At 63.6% G+C, this 22,252-nt stretch carries 18 protein-coding genes and 2 pseudogenes; 8 read left to right on the forward strand and 12 right to left on the reverse strand.

Going from position 1 to position 22,252, the window contains the following annotated elements:
- The first annotated feature begins 43 nt into the window (after positions 1-43).
- Together BM43_RS30530 and BM43_RS30535 are read left to right on the forward strand one after the other, a co-directional pair.
- Positions 44-889 (forward strand): transketolase, encoded by an 846-nt coding sequence (locus tag BM43_RS30530; protein WP_036051961.1) that lies wholly within the window; start codon positions 44-46, stop codon positions 887-889.
- On the forward strand, positions 886-1,884 hold the full coding sequence (locus BM43_RS30535; RefSeq protein ID WP_036051960.1) for a transketolase family protein: 999 nt from the start codon (positions 886-888) through the stop codon (positions 1,882-1,884). The genes BM43_RS30530 and BM43_RS30535 overlap by 4 nt, the downstream gene beginning before the upstream one ends.
- Before the next feature lie 418 nt (positions 1,885-2,302).
- Here BM43_RS30535 and BM43_RS39555 read toward each other — a convergent pair whose 3' ends face one another.
- Genes BM43_RS39555 through BM43_RS30545 form a run of 3 tightly spaced genes read right to left on the reverse strand, consistent with a single transcriptional unit; the run spans position 2,303 to position 4,150 of the window.
- Entirely contained in the window at positions 2,303-2,611 is a 309-nt protein-coding gene (locus BM43_RS39555) for a YciI family protein (RefSeq protein ID WP_080742288.1), read from the reverse strand.
- Between the two features lie 12 nt (positions 2,612-2,623).
- On the reverse strand, positions 2,624-3,268 hold the full coding sequence (locus tag BM43_RS30540) for an FMN-dependent NADH-azoreductase (protein ID WP_036051959.1): 645 nt from the start codon (positions 3,266-3,268) through the stop codon (positions 2,624-2,626).
- Between the two features lie 51 nt (positions 3,269-3,319).
- Entirely contained in the window at positions 3,320-4,150 is an 831-nt protein-coding gene (locus tag BM43_RS30545) for an alpha/beta fold hydrolase (protein WP_036051958.1), read from the reverse strand.
- A gap of 122 nt (positions 4,151-4,272) precedes the next feature.
- On the opposite strand from BM43_RS30545, the gene BM43_RS30550 reads away from it, so the two are divergent.
- Positions 4,273-5,319 (forward strand): GlxA family transcriptional regulator, encoded by a 1,047-nt coding sequence (locus BM43_RS30550; RefSeq protein ID WP_036051957.1) that lies wholly within the window; start codon positions 4,273-4,275, stop codon positions 5,317-5,319.
- A gap of 190 nt (positions 5,320-5,509) precedes the next feature.
- Here BM43_RS30550 and BM43_RS30555 read toward each other — a convergent pair whose 3' ends face one another.
- Together BM43_RS30555 and BM43_RS40910 are read right to left on the reverse strand one after the other, a co-directional pair.
- The gene (locus BM43_RS30555; RefSeq protein WP_144417706.1) at positions 5,510-7,489 is read right to left on the reverse strand and encodes a coiled-coil domain-containing protein; all 1,980 of its coding nucleotides are present in this window, start codon (positions 7,487-7,489) and stop codon (positions 5,510-5,512) included.
- Positions 7,477-8,406, reverse strand: coding sequence for a hypothetical protein (locus BM43_RS40910; RefSeq protein ID WP_126242168.1), 930 nt, complete (start codon positions 8,404-8,406; stop codon positions 7,477-7,479). The genes BM43_RS30555 and BM43_RS40910 overlap by 13 nt, the downstream gene beginning before the upstream one ends.
- A 177-nt stretch (positions 8,407-8,583) precedes the next feature.
- Between BM43_RS40910 and BM43_RS39560 the strand changes: the two are divergent.
- Positions 8,584-8,796, forward strand: a pseudogene (locus BM43_RS39560) (integrase core domain-containing protein); the annotation flags it as partial.
- A gap of 75 nt (positions 8,797-8,871) precedes the next feature.
- On the opposite strand, the gene BM43_RS39565 reads toward BM43_RS39560, so the two are convergent.
- Positions 8,872-9,689, reverse strand: a protein-coding gene (locus BM43_RS39565; protein WP_088555423.1) for an IS5 family transposase whose coding sequence is annotated in 2 segments (ribosomal slippage) — positions 8,872-9,341 and positions 9,341-9,689 — 819 coding nt in all. Because the reading frame shifts where the segments join, the coding sequence is not laid out codon by codon here.
- A 481-nt stretch (positions 9,690-10,170) separates the two neighbouring features.
- Positions 10,171-11,163 (reverse strand): alpha/beta hydrolase, encoded by a 993-nt coding sequence (locus BM43_RS30565; protein WP_042287236.1) that lies wholly within the window; start codon positions 11,161-11,163, stop codon positions 10,171-10,173.
- A 349-nt stretch (positions 11,164-11,512) separates the two neighbouring features.
- Here BM43_RS30565 and BM43_RS30570 point away from each other — a divergent pair, with 349 nt between their 5' ends.
- Entirely contained in the window at positions 11,513-12,061 is a 549-nt protein-coding gene (locus BM43_RS30570; RefSeq protein ID WP_042287233.1) for a TetR/AcrR family transcriptional regulator, read from the forward strand.
- Positions 12,062-12,341: 280 nt separating this feature from the next.
- Here the strand turns inward: BM43_RS30570 and BM43_RS30575 are convergent.
- Positions 12,342-12,623, reverse strand: a pseudogene (locus BM43_RS30575) (LysR family transcriptional regulator); the annotation flags it as partial.
- An 87-nt stretch (positions 12,624-12,710) separates the two neighbouring features.
- Positions 12,711-12,902, reverse strand: a complete 192-nt coding sequence (locus BM43_RS30580) for a hypothetical protein (protein ID WP_036051952.1) — start codon at positions 12,900-12,902, stop codon at positions 12,711-12,713.
- A gap of 102 nt (positions 12,903-13,004) precedes the next feature.
- Here BM43_RS30580 and BM43_RS30585 point away from each other — a divergent pair, with 102 nt between their 5' ends.
- The 3 genes from BM43_RS30585 (at position 13,005) to BM43_RS30595 (ending at position 16,589) form a co-directional block, all read left to right on the forward strand.
- Positions 13,005-13,439, forward strand: coding sequence for a hypothetical protein (locus BM43_RS30585; protein ID WP_226285024.1), 435 nt, complete (start codon positions 13,005-13,007; stop codon positions 13,437-13,439).
- Between the two features lie 248 nt (positions 13,440-13,687).
- Positions 13,688-14,665 (forward strand): hypothetical protein, encoded by a 978-nt coding sequence (locus BM43_RS30590; protein WP_036053576.1) that lies wholly within the window; start codon positions 13,688-13,690, stop codon positions 14,663-14,665.
- Between the two features lie 76 nt (positions 14,666-14,741).
- Positions 14,742-16,589 carry an autotransporter domain-containing esterase gene (locus tag BM43_RS30595; RefSeq protein ID WP_042287230.1) on the forward strand — a complete coding sequence of 616 codons (1,848 nt, stop codon included), beginning with the start codon at positions 14,742-14,744 and terminating at the stop codon, positions 16,587-16,589.
- An 8-nt stretch (positions 16,590-16,597) separates the two neighbouring features.
- Here BM43_RS30595 and BM43_RS30600 read toward each other — a convergent pair whose 3' ends face one another.
- The 3 genes from BM43_RS30600 to BM43_RS30610 all read right to left on the reverse strand — a co-directional run bounded on the left by BM43_RS30600 (position 16,598) and on the right by BM43_RS30610 (position 22,252).
- Positions 16,598-17,842 (reverse strand): MFS transporter, encoded by a 1,245-nt coding sequence (locus BM43_RS30600; protein ID WP_042287227.1) that lies wholly within the window; start codon positions 17,840-17,842, stop codon positions 16,598-16,600.
- A gap of 59 nt (positions 17,843-17,901) precedes the next feature.
- A complete protein-coding gene (bla, locus tag BM43_RS30605) occupies positions 17,902-18,933 on the reverse strand; it encodes a class A beta-lactamase (RefSeq protein WP_157693189.1) in 1,032 nt (343 codons plus the stop codon).
- 172 nt (positions 18,934-19,105) lie between these two features.
- A complete protein-coding gene (locus BM43_RS30610; protein ID WP_036053568.1) occupies positions 19,106-22,252 on the reverse strand; it encodes an efflux RND transporter permease subunit in 3,147 nt (1,048 codons plus the stop codon).

Here is a 22,252-nt window from a genome sequence, read left to right on the forward strand (position 1 = left end):
GTTTTTCATACCCGTTTCTTCCGACCCGATACTGGAGTTATCGATGGATACCGAAACCGTCCATGAAGCGGTCACGCTCGCCGAGCGCGCGTACCGCATCCGCAGAAACGCCGTGCTGATGGGTGAAGTGCAGGGCCAGGGCTATGTCGGCCAGGCGCTCGACGTCGCTGACGTGCTGGCCGTCGCGTACTTCGGTGCGATGCGCTATCGTGCCGACGAGCCCGAGTGGGAAGGGCGCGACCGCTTCCTGCTGTCGAACGGTCACTACGCAATCGCGCTGTACGCGGCGCTGTTCGAAGCCGGCATCCTGCCGGCCGACGAACTCGAAACCTACGGCAGCGACGACAGTCGTTTACCTATGTCCGGGATGGCGAGTTATACGCCCGGTATGGAGATGTCCGGCGGATCGCTCGGGCAGGGGCTGACGATCGCGGTCGGCCGGTGTCTCGGCCTGAAGCGCAAGGGCTCCGATGCGTTCGTCTATACGCTGTTCTCCGACGGCGAGCTCGACGAAGGCGCGATCTGGGAAGGGCTGATGTCGGCCGCGCACTGGAAGCTCGACAACCTGATCGCGATTGTCGACGTGAACAACCAGCAGGCCGACGGCCCGTCGACCCTGGTCATGGCGTTCGAACCGCTGGTTGACAAGCTTGAGGCATTCGGCTGGTACGTTCAGCGCGTGGACGGCAACGACATCGACGCGGTGAAACGCGCGTTCGACAATGCGCGCCGGTATGACGCACCGCAGCCGCGCATCATCGTCTGCGACACGAAAATGGGGCGCGGCGTGCCGTTCCTCGAAGCACGCGAGAAGAGCCATTTCATTCGCGTTGATGCGCACGAGTGGAAGCTCGCGCTCGACGCACTCGAAGCAGGGAGACACGCATGAGCACCGTCGACAACAAGCCGCGCCTGAAGACTTCGGCGATGATCGCGTCCATCGCGGCCGAGGGACAGGCGACCCGCGCCGCGCCGTTCGGTCATGCGCTAGCGAAGCTCGCGCGCACGAACGGCAACGTAATTGGAATGACCGCCGATCTTGGCAAGTACACCGACCTGCACATCTTCGCGAAGGAATTTCCCGAGCGTTACTACCAGATGGGGATGGCCGAGCAACTGCTGATGGGGGCCGCCGCCGGATTCGCGCACGAAGGCGCGCAGCCGTTCGTCACGACCTATGCGGTGTTTGCGACGCGCCGCGCGTACGACTTCGTTCATCAGGCGATCGCCGAGGACAATCTCGACGTGAAGCTGATCTGCGCATTGCCGGGGCTCACGACCGGCTACGGCCCGAGCCATCAGGCCGCCGAGGATCTGGCGCTGATGCGTGCGATGCCGAACATGACCGTGATCGATCCATGTGACGCACTGGACATCGAACAGATGGTGCCGGCCATCGCTGCGCACAAGGGGCCGGTGTACGCCCGTCTGCTGCGCGGCAACGTGCCGGCCGTGCTCGACGAATACGATTACCGTTTCGAACTCGGTAAGGCCAAGCTGCTGCGCGACGGCAACGACGTGCTGCTGATCTCGTCCGGTATCATGACGATGCGTGCGCTCGAGGTGGCGAAGGCGCTCGAAGCCGATCGCGTCGATGTCGCCGTGCTGCACGTACCGACGATCAAGCCGCTCGACACGGCGACCATCGTCCGCGAGGCAGCGCGAAAAGGGCGCATGGTCATCGTCGCGGAGAACCATACGACGATCGGCGGGCTCGGTGAAGCGGTCGCGACCGCGTTGCTCGGGGCCGGGGTGACGGTGCCGTTCCGGCAGATCGCGCTGCCGGATGCGTACCTCGCCGCGGGCGCGCTGCCGACATTGCATGAGCGCTACGGCATCTCGGCTGGCGCGATGCGCGCGAATATCAGGTCGTGGCTCGGATGACGGATCGGAGTCGCTAGTATGCCGGGAGACCGGTATATCGCACGGCGAAGTCATTTGGGCTGCTTTCCTGATCTGGCCGAATGCCTGCGTGTGAGTCGCGGTTCGCTTGGATGAGCTAATGGGACCGGACATTGACGGCGCGGATATCTCAATAACAGTCCTGTTAGTGCGGCGACTCCGTCAGACGTGAAGAAGCACCTGACCGACGGATGGCGAGGTTGCATTGCGAGCGCGCCAGATCACGCAGTCATGGCGTGTCCGTCGCGGCCGGAGAGGGATCGGGGCCCAGGCGAGAGGCTGATGTGGGCCGCACAATAGTGGCGGCAGGTCGGCTAACGCCCGGATGTCGGGTCACGGTACGACTGGTCACGGAATTCCACCGCGAGTTAGCGTGAAAACGTCCCGCAAATGAAGCCAATCATATCGACCTTGCGCCTGCTGCCCAGTGTGCAGGAAAACCTGCCGCACATATGGCAGGTTCGCAGCATTGGGTATCGAACGTGGCCAGGCCGTGAATGTGGAATGGGTCTTCGGCAATCATTTCTTCGATATCCCGTGGTTGGTCCGCATACGCCAGCACGAAGCCGCCGTTCTCTTCACACAGCGGACCCGCAGCAAGAATATTTCCCGCCTGAGCGTATTTGACGAGCCATGCCTTGTGAGCATCGAGATGCGCCTGGATCTCTTCAATGGGACGGACGTAGCCGAGTTTGATGGCGAACAGCATAAGCGACCTCTATTACTGGATGGTTTGCGCACCGGACGGGCGTACGTTGACGAATACCTCGGTCACGGAAGCCCTGGCGAGTGCGATGCCCTGGTCCCGGACGGCTTGACCTTTCGACACCCCCTCCGCCCGTACGAATCGGACGTCGGTGATGCCCAGAAATCCGAAGAACGCCTTCAGGTAGCTTTCCTGGAAGTCCATGTGTGAGAGCGGTGCTTCCGTGTAAAATCCACCGCGCGCAGAGGCTACGATCACCTGCTTGCCGCCTGCCAGGCCGACCGGGCCGTTTTCGGTATACCGGAACGTGCGCCCGGCCTGGGCTACACGATCGAGCCATGCTTTCAACTGACTCGGCACCGAAAAGTTGTACGTCGGCGCACCGATGACAATGACGTCGCTCGCTAGAAACTCCTTGACGAGTGCTTCGGAGAGCTCATGTTCGCGCGCGGTGGAGTCGTCGAGAGCACCGACGTCGATCTGCCGAAATCCTGCTGCGATTGGGCCGCTGAGATGCCGGATTTCGTCACGGACGAGATCACGATACGTCACATGCGCCGATGGATGCTGCGCCCGGAGAACAGCTGCCACGGCCGCGGACAGCTCTCGCGTGATGGAACTGTTGCCGAGCATGCTCGAATCGAGATGAAGGATATTCATTGAAGCCTCGCTGACAGGGGAGGAGTGAAGCGCGTAGAAACACGCTGGAATTCATTGCGATGCCTTCCGGGCCGCCAGATCGATCAGCCTCGCGACCTCGTCCGGGTGAGATAGCATCGACATGTGGCTGGAGCGAATCGACGTGACCGTTGCCCCGATGTGCTGCGCAATGGCTTGCTGTACGGCGGGCTTCAGTGCATTGTCGTTGGTGGTTCGCAGATACCAGACAGGCTTGTCGTGCCAGGCCGCGTGCTGGATCTTCCCGGTGAAGCAGGTCGCCGCTACGGGCTGTTGAACCGATGCCAGGACGCGAGCCTGTGCGAGCGGAACGTCCGCCGCCATGACGTGCTGAAACGCTCGCGCGTCGTCGAGCCAGATCAGCCCCTGCGCATCCGGTGCGAGGCCGGTCATCGGCGCGTGGAGGCGTTGCAGCAGGTCGGCGACGGACTCGCCGTCGTCCGGTACCAGCGCGGATAGATAGACCAAGCCTTTCACGTTGGTAGCATTACCGGCCTGCGTGATCACCGCCCCGGCCCAGGAATGGCCCACTAGCAGTACGTCGCCGGTTTGCCGATGCAGGACGCTTTCGGTGGCGGCAACGTCGTCTGCGAGCGAAGTGAGGGGGTTTTGCACGGCAGTGACGCGGTAACCCATGCGCTGTAGCCTGACGATCACGGGGCTCCAACTTGATCCGTCCGCAAAGGCGCCATGCACGAGGACGATGTTGCGCAGAGCCAGCGCCGCAGTCGCTGTCGCATGAGCCGTCGTCAGCGTCGCCGTGAAGGCTACGGCAGCAGCTAGTCGGCTGAACCATACGGACCGACGGCGCGCCCTTCTCTGAAAGAGCGAGACCGGACAGTCGTGAAGGAATGGGAATTTCATGTGAAAGCGAATCGTTGAGGACACGTGCCAAATTTATCCGGCTTCAGCGAACCGTTGCAGGTGGCAAACTCGCCAACATTCATGCAAAATTCGCCAACCCTCCCTGAGACACGGAGCGCGCCGTGCGCATAGGAATCGTTGCAGTCGAAGGCAGCCTGTTGTCCGCCATCAGCGGCCTTGCCGACCTGTTCTGGATGACGGAGCAGGCGTTACGCGCACCGCCTGCCGACGCGTCATATGACCTGCCTGGCCGAGCTCTCCCAACCTTCGAGACCATCATCGCAAGCGCGGATGGGAAGGGCCTGCGCGATCCGCAGGGCCGGCTGATTCCGATCGACGCCTCGTTTCGGGAATTAACGCAATGCGACGTAGCGCTTGTCACTGGTATGGCGCTGGGGCCGGACCGGCTACCCTCTGTATCCGCATCGATCGGCCACGCGGCAACGTGGCTGCAAGAGCGTCATCAAGCCGGTGCGCTGGTGGGCGCTTCGTGTGCAGGTACCTTCGTGCTCGGAGAGGCCGGCTTGCTGAACGGCAGGCGCTGTACGACCACGTGGTGGCTCCACCATGCGTTCAGGCAGCGGTTTCCCAAGGCACGCGCGGTGTGGGGCACAGCAGTGGAAGAGCAGGATCGGATTGTGACGACAGGCGGTCCGCTGTCCTGGGTGGATCTGGCCTTGCACGTGATCAGGCGCGAGGCAGGGCCCGATGTGGCCCGTCTCGCCGCAGATATCTCCGTGGCCGACAGCTTGCCGCTGCCGCAACTGGTTTATGCGCCCCGCGGGTTCGTCAACGCCACCGACCCGCTGCTTCTGCAAGCAGAGCAGATCGTTCGCCATGCCAGCCCTGGATTGACCGCTGAAGCGCTGGCGAGCGCGCTGAGTCTCAGTGAACGGACACTGCACCGGCGGCTAAAGCGCTTGACCGGCGAGTCACCCAAAGGGTTCATTTCCCGCGTGCGGATCGAAATGGCTTGCGTGTTGCTCGAGCGGCCTGGAGCAAGCATTAAGCAGGTAGCACTGCAATGCGGCTACAGTGAGGAAACGTCGTTTCGGCGTGCCTTCAGCCAACTCACTGGCATGACGCCAGCCGACTACAGGCGCTGGTCAGATGGGCGAAACGTCAGGCGTCCACCCAGTCCCCGAGCACTCGAGGCCAGCGGCGATTGACGTCGCGGCTGTCGTGTCTGCAACGATGGCGGCGCTATTCGACTGGAACCTCGCCCCGGTTTTTAACGGGGGGGTTACCGAAGCTTTGGCCGCACTCGTGGTCTTTTCAGGTTCTTCTGGCGAATCTCCGCAACGCTTAAACGAAGACCTGGCTATCATGCCGACCGCCCGAATTCGAAATTAATATGCGTCACCCAACTACACCTTGCTGGAGATCCTTCCGATAGTCCGCGAGATTCTGGATTTTACCGGTACTCGCCGCTTTCCTAGAGTCGATGATCTTTTGAAGCGTCTCCGGCACGGTCTTGAGATAGATCTTCAGGTCATCCTCGGAAAGATACATCGCCATCAGACGGATCGACAGGTGAGCGCCACTATCGAAACTCGCGAGAAATTTCGAACAAACCGTGTTGATCGCGTGCCACTCCGCCTGGCGGCAGATAAAAAAACGATCGCCAAGCTTGACAAGGTTGGTGATCGCACTCGGCCGAAGCTTCTTTTTTTTGAGCGCTTTGGAACATTCCTCAATATCGTCTTTTATTTCTTCTATTGTGCGCTCCATAAAGGCGGCGAAAAATTTAAAAAATAGCGATAGCTCATCCACAATCTCCTTAGCGCGCTTGAGCGCCGTAACACTCAAATTCAACGATCGAATTGTGAGTTGCAATGATTCTTCCTTGTCTCGCTTGCCCGCAAGCAGAACACGAATTTCATCGAGCTCGCTATTTTGCTCTCGCTTTGCCTTCTCGAACTCCTCCGCCTTGTCCAGCATTTTCATCTGCATCTCGCGAAGGCTCCGGGCAGTACCTTCGTACTTTTCGACGACCTTATCCAGGCCTCTGTCAAACGCGGCAATTGAGTCGGATAGCGATGCTAGTGTCACCGACAAAGTATTCCGCTCCTTCTTTTTCTTTGCAAGCTCGCCCTCCTTCGTCTGGATACGTTCGTCGAGACTGGAAGCATGACCGGCGTCCTCCGATGAGTGCCCGTCATGCTTATCGTCATGACCCTTCGTGTTGGGCTTCTCTTCCTTTGATTTACTCGCCTTCAATGACTCTATCTCACCCGAAAGTTCAGTGATTTCATTATTCAACAACTCCAGTTTCTCTTGAGCCTCTGCCTTCTCCCTTAGCTTCTCCGTTTTCTTTCCACCTGTGTGTTCACCCTTGCTATCACCCGCTGTTTCCTCAAGGGTATCTTTGGATCGCGTCATCGTACTCGCTACCCCTGAAGCGACAACGGAGGCCCCACCAGTCGAGGAAGCCGTTGCGGCCGCGGCGATGGGCGGAAGTGCCGCTGCGATCACCTGCGCCCCAATCTGCACAAGCGACAAGATAAACGCGCGCTCTTCCGCGGTCGTGGCACGCTTCTCAAACTCCGCCGCCATGTCGTTATAACGTTTGACATCGGCTTTGAGTTCCTCGACTAGCTTTTCCAGCGCATGCTCTCGCGCCTTCATTTTCAAGATTTCCTCTTTCATCCGCTGCTTGTCTTTTAGTCTCTCGGCCAGAAGGAATTCGCTATTCTGAGTAACGGTCAGGATGTTCTTGATGATACTCTCGTAGAGAGTGGACGTTTTTTCGAGAGCATCCTTTAGCAAAATTGACTTTTTTTTGATCTTCTCAGCGAGGTCAAGAAGATCATCTTTTAGATACTCTTTCAACTCATCGACCGCACTCTCGTTGGCATCTTCGAGCGGTGCCCGAACTTCGAGCCATTCGTCGAAGCTCCGGTGTATACTATGAGAAATTCCCGTGGCAGCCGTTAGCGCGCTTTGCATTGCTAAAGCACTATCCTCCTGGGCGGTCTTCAACTCCTCGGCAACGTCTTCGATTTTCTTTCGAGTTTCCGCCTCTTCCTGAGGAGTTGTATTGTATGCGATATACATAAGATTTATCGCGCTTTCAGTATCTTGCTTTGCGCGATCAACATTATAGTTTCCTTGAATCTTCTCGATATACGATGAAACGATATCGGAGGTTTCTCCGGGCAAGCTGAGCGGCGTGGTCGCAGAAATCTTCTCGATTGCAGATTCGATATTGCTATTTAGCACCGCATCCTTGCTTACAAACTGGATAGTTTGTCCCATGTCATATGCTCCGAGCGTGGTGATGCAATGTGGCGACTGCGGAGATACCCCGCGCGTCTTCGGTTCAATCAAAGTTTGCATTCGGCGCGCCAACCACTCGTTAAAACGGAGTCGGCGTCTAAAAACAAGGAGTCCTTAATTGCAATGGATTCGTTTAGATTTTTCTCGAGGTCAGAAAGCTCTCGTGAAAGGCGGATCACGCGGCTGCTAGACAGGTTTATTTCTGACGCCTCGGTTATTTTCTCCGATAGATCGGTCGAGGCCTTCTTCATAGAAAAAGCCAGCGACTCGATCTTTCCGCGATCCTTGCTGATGAATGCGATGTGCTCGGTATTTTTCTTGATTTTTTTATTTTCCGAGTTGATCGACTTCTGATTTTCGTCAATTAAAGATTGTGCTTTTGCTAATTCTGCATAAGCTGCACTCGCATCTGCTTTGGATTTATCGACGATCTTATTGTTTTCCTGTATTGATTGATTGATCTGGTCAGCAGCATGAGCGGCATTCGAGATGGCGTTCCCCAACGCGCATGCCGCTTTCAGCGGGGCGATAACGCTTGGAGCGTTCATGCATTTATTCCATACATCTCTGAGTTCCTCAAGGACGGCATTCGCCTGGCCGAATGCCCGTTGCAAATTATTGGACTCTTTGATGGCCGATTGATATAACTCATTTTTCTTGTTGTAATCGACTTGCAACGGCGCCTTCTTATCTTCCAGATTTTGCCTATCCTTCATGCTGACGGCGAGGGCGTCCTCGGCAGCTTTTCTCTCGGAGAGTAATTTTCCGCTCTTTGTATTTAGGCAACTGGAAGCGGTATTAAGTTCACCTAAGGCAGCCCTCCCTTCGGACAGTTTGGACTTGGATGACGATATTTGGGTGGCGAGTGTGTCGCTCGTTTCTGACGCAGCGTACGCCAGGTTGCTTCCCATCGGTATGGTTAGCGCCGCAGCTACCACGCATAACACAAGAGTTATTTTTTTCTTGTGATTTGACATCAGCCAGCCCCAATGCATTTTACAGTTAGAGACGTGTATTTTGAGTCGCCGCTTCGGTAAAATCAGACGCAACCATGCCTATTGATATTAGCACAATCGCCTACCACGGCCGAGATCAGATTGAACATTTATCATTTCTTCGATATCTTTCGATACTGATCTGCGTTAGGAATCCTGGGCCAATCCGAGAGCTTAAACGGCAAGTTCCGAGATGAATGCCTGAGCCTTGAGTGGTTTCGAACGCGCACGGAAGCGAAGGTTGTTATCGAGCAGTGGCGGCGTCACTACAATGCCATCCGGCCGCATTCGAGCCTGGCCTATCTGACGCCCAACGAGTTCAAGCAGCGGTATTGTTCAACTGAAGCAACCGAGGCCGTTCTCCAAGATTGAAATGGCCCGAAGAAATCAGGCAGGTCAGATCCATGTCGAAGAATGCAAAAACCTTCGGCCTTCTAAGAGACGGTTTCATAAAGGCTGCTCGACGCGCCGAAGGGTATTCCAGCAGATCAGGCAGCAACCGAGTTTGAGGAACGCGCCGTGAATGTCCGCACGTCGCTCGAAACGAATACGGAGGCGACGGAAGTGATGCAGCCAAGCATGCGTGCGTTCAACGACCCAGCGATATTTGCCAAGGCCGCTGCCGTGTTCGGTACGGCGCCTGGCGATCACCGGCTCAATACCGCGATTGCGCAACGCTCGTCGATGTCGCTCGGAGTCGTATCCTCGATCGGCGTAGACCACACGCGGTCTTTGCAGCGGGTGGCCTCGCAGTCCGCGAATCGGCGCAATCGCGTCAATCAGCGGCAGCAATTGCGTGACATCGTTGACGTTCGCGCCGGTCAGGATCGCGGCAAGCGGCGTGCCGTTGGCGTCGGTGACGATGTGGTGCTTGGAACCGGGTCGCGCGCGATCGGTTGGGTTTGGCCCAGTTTTTGGCCCGCCCCAACTGCGCGAATCGATGATGAATCGACAGCGGCTCGCGAGAAGTCGATTTGGTCTGCTGCGCGCAGCTTCGCGAGCAGCAGCTCGTGCAAACGGTCCCACACACCGGCAGCCTGCCAATCGCGTAGCCGTCGCCAACATGTCACGCCCGAGCCGCAACCCATCTCGGCAGGCAGATCGCGCCAGCGCAGTCCGGTCTTGAGAACGAACAAGATGCCGGTCAGCGCGGCGCGATTCGAAACCGGCAGGCGGCCCGGGTTCTTCTTGCGCCGTGGCTTGGATGGCGGCAGTAACGGCTCGATCAGTGTCCACAACTCGTCGTCGATGATTGGCTTGCCCATCTCCTCGTCTCGGTTGTTCCGATGCCTGAGGTTAACAGCTCGCCGCGAAAGTTAACAGCCCCTCGGGCCCTTTTTGAAACCGTCTCTAAGCCGTAGGTCACACGTTCAAATCGTGTAGGGCGGGCCAGTCAAATCAATGGATTAGCCCGATCCTCGACACTCTGATTCGCAACATTTTGACTTCATGTAGGGCACTGTGCAGGTGTTGGGGACCAACATGGATCTGGAGCGATTCCGGCTGCAGCAACGTCGCAGATATCCGAACCGTCATTGGATGGATGACATGCCACCGACGTGATTCGGCCTTTAGCTATGTGGGCGAGCTGTGTGGACCGGCCAGCGGATCGAGCGCGTGCCAGCCGAGTGTGAAGCCCATCGCGCGCTAGTTGGGCACGATCCCGTGGCCTGCGGCGCCGGCTACGCCAACGCCGCGGCATCGCGTTCGCGAGCGTGATGCCGCGTGGGCTTCGGGTAGCCGCTGTCAGACGATGTGCGTGATCCAGTCGAGCACCGGCACGAGCGCGGCATCGGAATTCTTTTCGTAGATGAGCCCGTGGCCGTTGCCGTGCACGCCGCAATCCGCGAGTTGCAACACTCGTGTCGACGCGCCGCATGCATCGAGAAACGCTGCTGTCGGCGGGCTGGCCGCGGCAAACGCGGACGCTTCGGCGGTGACGATGAGAATCGGCACCTCGGCCAGAGACGGCAGCGTGAAATCGCCCGGTTGCGCACGCCGCAGCGTGTCGGGTTCACGCACCGGCGGCTCGAACCGTAGCGGCGCGGCGGTTGGTCCCCAGCGCATCTCACCGATGTTGGGGATCGTCGCGAACGGTGGTCCCATCGGCTCGATCGCGGCGATTGCCTTGACGAGATGCGGGCGACGATCGGCCACCAGCCAGCCGTCTGGCCCCGAGGCGGAATGCGTGATCAGAATCGCGGGGCCGATGCGGTCGAGCAGGCTGGCGGTGCGGTCGGCATCCATCGTCTGCGAGGCTTCGAGGTCGTGCGGCAAGGGCCCGTATCCGGCGATGAACTCGTCCATCGCGTGTTCATCGTCCACGCCGAACGGCCATTGCGTATGACGTGTGTCGTCGCCCGGAAAATAGATCTGACGGCCGCCTTCATACGAGAAGGGAGGCCCCATGGCGCCAAGCGTATCGACGTGATACGGCGAACGTCCGTGGCCCGGGCGATCCACGACGAGCACCGCATATCCTGCCTCGACCAGACGCTGTGCCCAACCGGGGCGTCCGTCGGGCGTGTCGAACCATTCCGTGCCCTGAAAGCCGCCGCCGTGCATCAGCACGATTGGCCATTTGCGCGTGACAGTCTCGGGCGCTTCCCACTCGACATACATCGGCCCGCGCTGATAGGTTCGCTGGCCGATGGCGACCCGCTCGCCAGGCACCCAGAAATGGCCGCGCCGGATCGTGCGCGCGGGCGTGACATGCCAGGGGCTGAATTGCTCAGTCATCGAATGGGTTCCTTGTAAAGGCATCGCGGGCGAGCGATGCGTTGCGAGTTTGGTGAAAGGGGGAATCGACCATGACCACGGCGGTGGTAGTGGGCGCGGCGAACGCCGTTTGCGCCGCTGACTGGGCGCGAAAGCGACATGCGCGGGCGGTCGGCACGACTGTTGTGGTTCGTGGCGACGGATGGCGCAATCGGCGTTTTCTCCCTCGATATGGCTCCGTCGAGGCAAGGCGCCAAGCCTTGTTTTTAAGTAGTGGCCACTATATTATTTGGCGAACGATGATGCAAGGATTTTTGTAGTGGCCACTAATTTAAATTCTGCAGCCAGGCCGGGGCGTGGTCGTCCACGCATGTTCGATCCCGACACGGCACTTGCGGTTGGTCAGCGCCTGTTTCATATGACCGGCTATGACGCAGTAGGCCTGAGTGCGCTGACGGCCACACTGGGCATCACGCCGCCGAGCTTCTATGCCGCGTTCGGCAGCAAGGCGAAATTCTTCGAACACGTGCTGGAGCGATATGCGAGCACCGAGCTGCCGCTGGCCGGCATCCTGCAGCCGCATCGATCGCCGACGGAGGCGCTCGTGGATTTGCTCGAACTTGCGGCGCACCGTTATGCTCACGATCCCCAATGCACCGGCTGTCTTGTCCTCGAAGCAGCGCGCGGTCACGCGCAAAGCGAGAGCGCGCTGCTCGCGCGCCGGATCGCTGAGCGGCGTCGCGCGGAAATTCGCGCGTTCGTGGCGAGGACACATCCTCGCCGCGCCGATGCGGTGACGGATTACGTGTCGACAGTGATGTCGGGCTTGTCGGGAATGGCGCGCGAGGGGATGCCGGAAGCACGCTTGGTCAAGGTGGCGAGGGCGACGGGAGCCGGGCTCGCGGCGCTGCTGGACTGAGTATCGATCAGTCAGCGTTTGCGTCCCGCGCTTCGGGCAGAACGAGCCGTTCCCACCGGATCCTATCCAGGGGGAAAGCGACGCCGGGTGCACGACAAAACGCTCGCACGGCATGCGCGCACGTCATCCGGAGTTTCGGAATCGAGCGGCGCGGAATTATTTGAAGCCGGTGGACCTTGTCCCGAAGCGGCTGGCCCATGGAACGAGCGAATCGAGCCCCGGCGATTCAACTTCGGGTGCTTGCGCGCCGTCTACCAGGCCTAGACCGATGCGATTATGCCAATACGTGCGTAAGCCGACCTCGGCGGTGCCGAACATGTTCGAACAGCGCGTCGAACTGCTGTATCAGGTCTGCGCCGCGCCGGCACAGCAACTGGCCCTCCTCGGTGAATCTCAGCGTGCGTGCCGTGCGGTCGACCAGCCGCGTAGCCAGCTTCTTTTCGAGTTGCTGCAGCCGCTGCGTGACCGCAGACGGCGACAGCCCGAGTTTTCGGGAGGCGGCCGTGAGACTTCCACTGTCCTGAATCACGAGCAGGAAACGAATGTCGGCGGAGTCGGCCATATCGGTAGCTTCAGGTTCGAGAGTCGGCAAGATTAAATCGCCCGGAAAAGGTATTCAAGCACGGTCACTTCCATGCGACGGTATCTGTCACTTGTGAGTTGCGTGTGCCGAGCGAGCAGGGGCGAGGAGGAGCGAAAGCTTGTCCAGATCCAGCGCCATGCCGGGCAGGGCTTCCGTGTCCAGTACAAGCATCACGATGCATGACGAGAAATTGCGGAAACCGAGTAGCGCGAGATAGGTGCGCAGCGTCGAGATACCGGCCGGCGTGAAAGCGATCAAGGCGGTCAGCCACTATTGGGCCGATACAGCCAGCATGAAGTACTCGCCGTGGCGAGCGGTGGATCCGGGTGGCGCTCGACTCCGCCACGGCGATCCCCGACAATGACGATCCATCCGGTGCATCCACCACCAGCCATGTCGAGAATCCGAGAATTCGCCGTCCTCCTGAGCATCGCGCTGCTTGCCTCGCGCGCGCTGGCGGCTTCGCCCGCTCCCACCGCATCCTCCACGTCGTCCGCTCCCGTCGTGATGGTGCATTTCACTTTCTACGAACGCGAGCTGCCGCGGTTGCGCCAGCTCGAGCAAGCCTTGCGCGTGCAAATCGAGCGCGCGCAGGCGGGCGAGCTTGGCGAGACCGAATTGCATCTGGACGGCAACGACGGCTACCTGTACATGTACGGCTCCGACGCCGACCGGCTGTATGCGCTCGTCAGTGCCACGCTGAGAGCTTCGCGGCTGATGCGAGGTGCCGAAGTCACGCAGTGGCGCGGTGCCGGCAGCAGGACCTTCCCGCTCCATCCCGCCACCGGCGGTTGAGCCGGTTCGCGATACGATCGCGAGCATCGCGGCATCGCGCGCCCCGCCGATCGCATTGACCTCGCGGCAGCACTCGCGGTACAACGATGCAGCGCCGCGATCACGACGGTGCGATCGACCGGCGAGCGCATCGGTTTCCCCGTGCCGGTCCCATGTCAATAACGAAAAGAGAGGGCCGTGTGGTGACGAACGACTACACACTGGCACCGCACGATGCGGCCGACACGCATCGCGGTACCGACGCGACGATTCCATGGTGCGAACGCGCGACGCATATCCACGTATTCAACGGCGACGCGGACGGCCTTTGCGCCCTGCAGCAGCTTCGGCTCGTCGAAGGCGAGGGCAGTGCGCTCGTGACGGGCGTCAAGCGCGACATTCGCCTGCTCGCGCGCGTGAATGCCGATGCGGATTGTTGCGTGACGGTGCTCGACCTGTCGCACGACAGCAATCGCGACGACGTCGCCCGGTTGCTCGCGGGCGGCGCCGCGATTCGCTATTTCGACCACCACTTCGCGGGCAGCGTGCCGTCTCATCCCGCGCTGCAGGCGCATATCGATACGAGTACCAATGTTTGCACCAGCACGCTGGTCGACCGTTATCTCGGCGGGCGTCATGCGCAATGGGCGGTGGCCGCGGCCTTCGGCGATTCGCTGCCGCGGCTCGGCGCGGCGCTCGCGCATCGCCATGCACTCGCCGCCGACACCGTGGAGGCGCTCGCGCTGCTGGGACGCTGCCTCAACTACAACGCTTACGGCGACGATCCGGCCGATCTGTTCTATGCGCCCGAGGTGCTGGCCGAGGCGATGTTGCCCTATGCCGATCCACTCGCCTTCGTGGCCGGCACCGGCATCCTGGCGGTGTTGGCCGAGGGTTACCGCAGCGACCTGCACGAGGCCTGCGCGGTGCAGCCCGAATACGATCTGCCGGGTGTCGCGATGCTGGTGCTGCCTTCGCAGCGCTGGGCGCGCCGTGTGAGCGGCGTGCTGGCCAACGAGCTGATGCAGCAGCGGCCCGGGCGCGCGCTCGCCGTGCTGAGCCCGCGGCGCGGCGGCGGCTACGTGGTGAGCGTGCGCGTGCCGGCCGGCAGGCAGCACGGGGCGGACGATTTCTGTCGCGGTTTCGCGACCGGTGGGGGGCGCAAGCTTGCCGCCGGCATCAATCACCTGGCCGAATGCGACGTCGATCGCTTCGCCAGCGAGTTCCGCGGCACCTACGCCGACTAAGCGATCCTCCCCCGCGCGATCGGGCGCCCGGTGCTGGCCCGCGCGTTCGTCACCCCGAGCTACGCCACTGCGCCCTATGAACCTGTCCAATCCGATTTCACGATCGCTGCGCGCGATCGCCTTCAGCCTGGCCTGCGCCGCGTGCGTGCCGGCCCATGGCTACGAATTCTATGCACTCGGCGACAGCCTGACCGACAACGGCCGGGTGGTCAGGCTGACCGGAATCCTGCCCAACGCCACTTCCACGATCTTCCGCGACGGCCGCTCGTCCGACGGCCCGGTCTGGGCGGAATACCTGCCGGGCCTGATCGGCGCGAACTTCAGGGCGGACGACGACTATGCGATCAACGGCGCGCTGAGCGGCCACGGCGGCTACCTGAACATCGTGGCGAACCAGCCGGCCTGGCGCAACATGCCGGGCTTCATCGACCAGGTGGACGAGTTGCTGGCGGCGCATCCACGGCTCGGCGCCAACGATCTGGTCGGCATCTGGATCGGCACCAACGACCAGGACCTGACCAAGGCCGCGCTCAACGGCATCGAGCCGTTCCTCGGCGTGCCGCGGCCGACCGACATCGCGCAGATGAGCGCCTATACGCTGTCGAACCTGAACACGCAGTTGCAGCGGCTGGTCGATGCGGGCGCCCGGCAGTTCGTGGTCCTGAACCTCAACGACGACGCGGGAAGCCGGCCCGGCTACGTCGACTACAACGGCAAGCTGCCCGGCGAGCTCGCGCAGTTCTCGCGGCGCGGCGTGAATGTGCATCTGTTCGACGTCGCCGGGCTGCTCAACCAGATGCGCGCGAACCCGTCGGCCTACGGGCTCAACGATACCCCGGAGGTGCAATGCCGCGCCGTGCCGGCCTGCAATACCGGCTCGGTGGCGGTGCAGAACACCTATCTGACCGCCGACGGCACCCATGTCATGACCAGCGTCCACCAATACATCGCGCGTTACATCGCCAACCAGCTCGATGCCCCGGCCGCGCTCTCCACCGCCCCCGAGATGGGGCTCGACGCGGTGCGCGCCAGCACGCAGCAGGCGCTCGCGATGGCCGAAGGCGGCGCCGGCGGCCCGGCACGCGCGATGCTGTCCGAGCGCGTGTCGATCGCGGTGGCGGGCGGCTACACGCGCGACTTCCATGGCGCGGCGAAGGGCATCGATGCATTCGACAGCAACGTCGAGAATTTCTCGGTCGGCGCCGAGTATCGCCTGTCGGGCGTCTCGCGGATCGGCGCGGTGTTGTCGAGCGGCAATGCCGGCGCCTGGCTCGACAACGGGCAGGGCGAACTCGGCCTGCATGCCTATCGCCTCGGCGTCTATCATGCGTTCGATCGCGCCGGGCTGTTCACCCGCGTGTACGTGGGCGCCGGCTGGGAGCGCTACCGGCTCGAGCGGACCGCGGTGCTCGCGCCGTCGCTCGACGGCGGCACCAGCGGCTTCGATTTCGGCGCCGTGTTCAAGCTCGGTTATCTGTACCCGCTCGGTGTTGCGAGGCTTGGGCCGGTGGCCGACATCGGCTACCAGCAGCTCGTCATGCGCGGCTACACCGAAACCGGCGATCCGATCCTGGTGCAGAACGTCGGCGTGCAGCGCCTCAAAGGCGCGAGCGGCGGGGCCGGGCTGCGCATGACGCTGCCGCTCGCCGCGGCCGGGCTGCGCGGCGGCGAGTTCGAGGTCGAGGCCGCCCTGCGCCACGACGCCTTCGACAGCCGCACGCTCGAAACCTCGCAGCGCTATGCGCCGGCCTTGCCGATCGAGACGGCGGTGGATGGCGCCAGCGCGACCTACGGCCGGCTGTCGATGGCGGCGAGCTTCCAGGCGAACCGCTACTGGCGCGGCAAGCTCGGCCTGCTGACCGATTTCGGCAACGCCCGGCGCCGCAGCTACGACCTGTTCGCTACGCTCGGCGCATCGTTCTAGGCGCCGCGCTAGGAATCGGAGGGCGTGAGCGGCGCGGTGCGCGGCGGGTTTGCGCGGCAGACATGGCGGATCGACAGGAACAGCGCAGCCGCCACCGCCAGCCCCAGCGCGCCGATCACGAGCACCGGCGAGAACGCGACGGTGGAGGCGGTGACCAGGCCGGCCACCGGCAGGAACGCGGTGGTGACCGAGGTCGTGGCGCCGATACCCTGGGCGATCTGGCTGGCCGGGATCAGTTCGTAGCGCATGTGGCGAAAGAAGATGCCATACAGAGCGCTGCCGACGATCAGCAAGCCGAACGCCACGCAGAACGCCCAGGGCCCGACGTCGAGCGCGCACAGCGCGGCGGCCGCCGCGAGGCTGGCGGTGCCGAGCGTGCCGAAATCGGCGGGCGGCCGGCGTCCGGCGAGGCGCGGCACGAGGATGCACAGCGCGAACGAAATCGTGCCGCCGACGAAGCTCGGCAAGGCGCTGTAGGCGATCGGCATGCGGTAGTGGCCGATCATGACCGGCGCGATCAGCGATTGGAACACCCCGAACAGCACGTTCAGCAAGCCGGCGGCGAGAGTGAGCGTGAGCAGGCGCGCGTTCGCCGCGAGCGTCGCGAAGCGCCGCCATTCCTCGGCCGGCGTCCATCTGTCGAGGATGGCGGCGGCCAGGATCGAGGTGGCGCCGCGCCACGCGAACGATGCGGCCAGCACGAGCGCGTAGCCGAGCGCGAGGCCGTCGATCGCCGCGAGCGGCGAGAGATGCGCGACGGCCAGCGCCGCCGCGCCCGGACCCACCAGCCGCGCCAGCGGCTCCAGCAACTGCGAGCGGATCTGGAAGCCTTGCAGCGTCCCGGGTTCGAGCCGTCGAGCCGCGCTCGCCTCGTAGTACACCAGCGTCATCCCCGAACACAGCGACACCGCGCTCGAGAGGGTCCAGCCGTATTGCGTGCGGCCCAGCACCGCCCAGGCGAGCATCAGCACGACGCGCAATATCTCGACGAGGTAGACCAGCCACTTGCCCTTGCTGCGATCGACGATCGAGCCGAAGATCGGCGAGAGCAGCGCGCGCGGCAGGAATTCCACGAAGTAGGCGATACCGACGGCGAGGGTGCTGCCGCTGCTCTGCTCGTATACCAGCAGCGGCAGGGTGAAGGCCTTCGCGTAGTCGAGCGCGAGCGTGGCCACGCGCAGCAGCGTGAAAGGCAGGTCGCGCTCGCCGTCAGGCTGCGCGCTGCACGAGGGTGGCGGGGCGGAGCGGGGCACGCCGGCCTAGCGTCCCTGAAGGCCGGCCGCGTCCCCCGCTCGCCGCGCCGCTCGAATCGTCAGCGGGCCGCGGCGCTCGCCACCGCGCGCGCCAGGTCGGCGAACAGGCGCTCGCGCTCGGCGCGCGAGGCACGCGAGGCGCTCAGGAAGGCGGCAATCACGAGCCGGTGTCCGTCGGGCCAGGTGAGGATGCCGATATCGTTGAACGCGGCGGTGGTGCCGTTGACCGTCAGCGAGGTGCCGCACTTGTCGGCGAACGTGACGCCGGGCGGCAGGCCGGCGCGCAGCCGGCGCGGCTGCGTCTGATCCCGCAGCAGCCCGAGCAGGCGCCGCGTGGCGGTGGGTGGGAGCAGCTCGCCGCCGGCCAGCTTGCGCAGGAATTCGGCCGCGGCCAGCGGCGTGGTGCGGTTGCGCGGGTCGGCCAGGTAGGCGTCGAGGCCGCCCTGCAGGCGCCGGCTGCGTTGCTGCGCGCTTTCCGCGGGCGGCGGGGCCGGAGATGCGCCGAGATTGCCGAAGATCCGCGAGACCTCGCCCTCGTCCATGTCGACACGCATGCCCTCGATGCCATGCGCGCGCAGCCAGCCGGTGACGACGGCCGGGCCGCCCACGGCTCGCAGCAGCGCATCCGCGGCGGTGTTGTCGCTGTCGCTGACGGCCGCGCGCAGCAGCGTGTCGACCGTGAAGCTCATCTGCTGGCCCTGGAAGGTTTCGCGAATTGGGCTGTGGCCGCCGCGCAGCTGGTCGCGCGTGATCGTGATGCGCTGCCCGAGCGGCAACCTGCCCTGTTCCGCGAGGTCCAGCACGGTGGCGCCGAGCGGCGCCTTGAAGACGCTCATCATGGGAAACGGCAGCGTGCCGTTGACCTGCCAGCGGGCGGGCCGCTCCAGGTCCAGCACGACCACGCCCAGCGTGCCGGGGCGCGCGGCCTGCGCGAAGCGCTCGAGCGTGGCCTGCAGCGCGTCGTGGCGCGCATCGCCGGCTCGTGCGGCGCCCGTCGCGGCCGGCGTGCCGGCGCAGGCCGGCGGCGCGGCCAGCACGGCGCAGACGATGCTGCCCGCGGCGGCGCGCAGGACGGCGGATAGCCAATGCATGTTCATCGATCTCCATTCCGGTTGACGGCCCGCGGCGGCCGCGCGCCGCGATGCGGCGGGCCGCCTGCGCGAACGCCGCCCGGGTCGCGGGCGGCGCCTCGGCGCGGGAGCGGGCCAGGGCAGGCCCTCTATGGTAGATCAGGTCGATCATGGATCGGCGCGTCCGGCGGACTCAATCCTGGGTGATGCCTTGCCGGGCCGGCTGCTGCGTCGAATACGCGTTGCGCCGGCGGAACCAGGCCGCGAGCCGGTTGGACAGGGCGTCGAGGTAGAGATAGATGACGGGCGTGGTGAACAGGGTGAGCGCCTGGCTGACGATCAGGCCGCCCACCATCGCGTAGCCGAGCGGGCGGCGCAGCTCCGAGCCGATGCCGTCGGCGATGATCAGCGGCAGCGCGCCGAACAGGGCGGTCATGGTGGTCATCATGATGGGACGGAAGCGCAGCAGGCTGGCATTGCGGATCGCCTCGTACGAGCTCATGCCCTGTTCGCGCGTCGCCACGATGGCGAAGTCCACCATCATGATGCCGTTCTTCTTCACGATGCCGATCAGCAGGATCACGCCGATCAGGGCGATCAGGTTGAAGTCGTACTTGAACAGCCAGAGCGTGGCAATCGCGCCGACGCCGGCCGACGGCAGTGTGGAAAGGATGGTCCACGGATGCACGAAGCTGCCGTACAGCGCGCCGAGCACCAGGTAGGCGACGATTAGCGCCGCCACGATCAGCATCGGCATGGTCGAGAGCGTGCTCTGGAACGCCTGCGCCGTACCCTGGAACGCGCTGATGATGGCGGGCGGCAGGTTCATCGCCGCCAGGGCCGTGTCGATGGCGGCGGTCGCCTCGCCCAGCGAAACCCCCGGCGCGAGGTTGAAGCTGATCGTCACCGACGGGAAGTGCGCCTGGTGGTTGATCGACAGCGGCTGGGTGGTGTCGGTGGTCCAGCGTGCCACCGCCGACAGCGGCACCTGCTCGCCCGAGGGCGACTTCAGGTACATCTTGTCGAGCGTGGACGGGTCGCGCTGCAGCGAGGGCAGCGCCTCCATCACCACCTTGTAGGTCGAGAGCTGGGTGAAGTACTGGCCGATCTGACGCGAGCCGAACGCGTCGTAGAGGGTGCCGTCGATGGCCTGCGGCGTCAGTCCGTATCGCGCGGCCTGGTCGCGGTCGATGCGGATGCTCAGCGCGGAGCCGTTGACCTGCTGGTCGCTCGCCACGTCACGCAGCTGCGGCAGGTCCGAGAGGCGCGCCAGCACCCGCGGCGACCATCCCGTGAGCAGCCCCACATCGGCGCTCTGCAGCGTGAGCTGGTATTGCGTGCGCGCGAGCCGCGCGCCGATGATCAGGTCCTGGGCGGCCTGCAGGTACATGCGCACGCCCGCCACCTTGGCGAATTGCGGGCGCAGCCGGCGGATCACCTCGTCGGCGCTGGCGTCGCGCTGGCCGCGCGGCTTGAGCGTGATGTACCAGCGGCCGTTGTTGACGGTGGTGCCCGCGTAGGCGCTGCCGCCGACGGCCATCTGGCAGTGCTCGACCGCCGGATCGGCGCGGATGATGGCGGCCAGCGCCGCCGAGTGGCGCGCCATGTCCTCGACGGAGATGGTCTGCGAGGCCTCGGACACGCCGGTGATCACGCCGGTGTCCTGCTGCGGGAAAAAGCCCTTCGGGATGCCCGCGTAGAGCAGCACCGACGCGGCCACCGAGGCGAAGAACAGGCACAGGGTGAGGAAGCGGTGCGTCAGCGCCACGTCGAGCGCGCGCTCGTAACCGCGCGCGAGGCGCGCGAAGGCGCGCTCGAAGCGGCTGGGCCGCCGGGCCCGTTCGGCATCGCTGGCGCCCCCGCGCAGCATGTAGGCGGCCATCATCGGCGTGAGCGTGAGCGAGACGAAGGCCGACACCAGGATGGTCATCGACAGCGTCACCGCGAATTCGCGGAACATCCGTCCGATGATGCCGCCCATCAGCAGCAGCGGCAGCAGCACGGCCACCAGCGAGATGCTGATCGAGGCGATCGTGAAGCTGGTCTCGTCGAGCCCCTTGAGCGCGGCGCGCATCGGCGGCTCGCCGTGCTCCACGTGGCGCGCGATGTTCTCCACCATCACGATCGCGTCGTCCACCACGAAGCCCACCGCGATCGTCATCGCCATCAGCGAGATGTTGTCGAGGCTGTAGCCGCAGGCCCACATCAGCGCGCAGGCGCCGAGCAGCGACACCGGCACGGTGATGGCGGGAATCATGGTGGTGCGCGCGCTGCCGAGGAAGGCGTAGATCACCACCACCACCAGCACCACGTTGAGCAGCAGGGTCAGCTCGATGTCGAGCAGCGAGGCGCGGATGGTCTGGGTGCGGTCGGCCAGGATGCGCACCTTCAGCGACGGCGGCAGCGACGCGGTCAGCTCCGGCAGGCGCGCGCGGATCTGGTCGACGGTGGCCACGGTGTTCGCGCCGGGCTTCTTGTAGATGCCGACCGAGACCGCGCGCTTGCCGTCGATCCAGGCCGCCAGCGTGTTGTCCTCGGGGCCGAGCACGGCGCGCCCGATGTCGCGCACGCGGATCGGCGCGCCGTCGCGATAGGCGACGATCGCCTCGTTCCACTGCGCGGGCTGGGTGAGCTGGCCGTCGGTGTAGATCGTGTAGGAGCGCGTGGCGCCGTTGAAGATGCCTTTCGGATTGACGCCCGAGAGCGCCGCCAGCGCGTGGCGCACCTCCTCCGAGGACAGGCCGCGCGCGGCCAGCTTGACCGGATCGAACTGGATCCGGATCGACGGCTTCTGCTGGCCGCCGATCGACACGGCGCCCACGCCGTCGATCTGGCTCAGGCTCTTGGTGAGGCGCGTTTCCACGTAATCGTCGATGGTGGTCAGCGGCAGGGTGTCCGAGGTCGCGCTGAGTAGCAGGATCGGCGCGTCGGCCGGATTGACCTTCTGGAAGGTGGGTGGCGAGGGCAGGTTGGCGGGCAGTTGCGCCGCGGCCGCGTCGATCGCGGCCTGCACGTCGTTGGCCGCGGCGTCGATGCTGCGGTCCAGCGCGAACTGCAGCACGATCGAGGTCGAACTGAGCGTGCTCTGCGAGGTCATCTGCACCACCGACGGAATCTTCGAGAACTGCGTCTCGAGCGGCTGCGCGAGCGTCGAGGCGACCGATTCCGGATCGGCGCCGGGCAGCACGGCCGACACCTGGATGGTCGGGAATTCGACCTGCGGCAGCGGCGCGACCGGCAGGTGCTGGTACGCGGCCAGGCCGGCGAACAGGATGCCGGCGGTCAGCAGGCAGGTGGCGACGGGGTAGCGGATGAACACCGCGAACAGGTTGGTACGCAT

Origin of the sequence: Burkholderia gladioli (genome assembly GCF_000959725.1) — a bacterium.
Lineage (GTDB): Bacteria > Pseudomonadota > Gammaproteobacteria > Burkholderiales > Burkholderiaceae > Burkholderia > Burkholderia gladioli.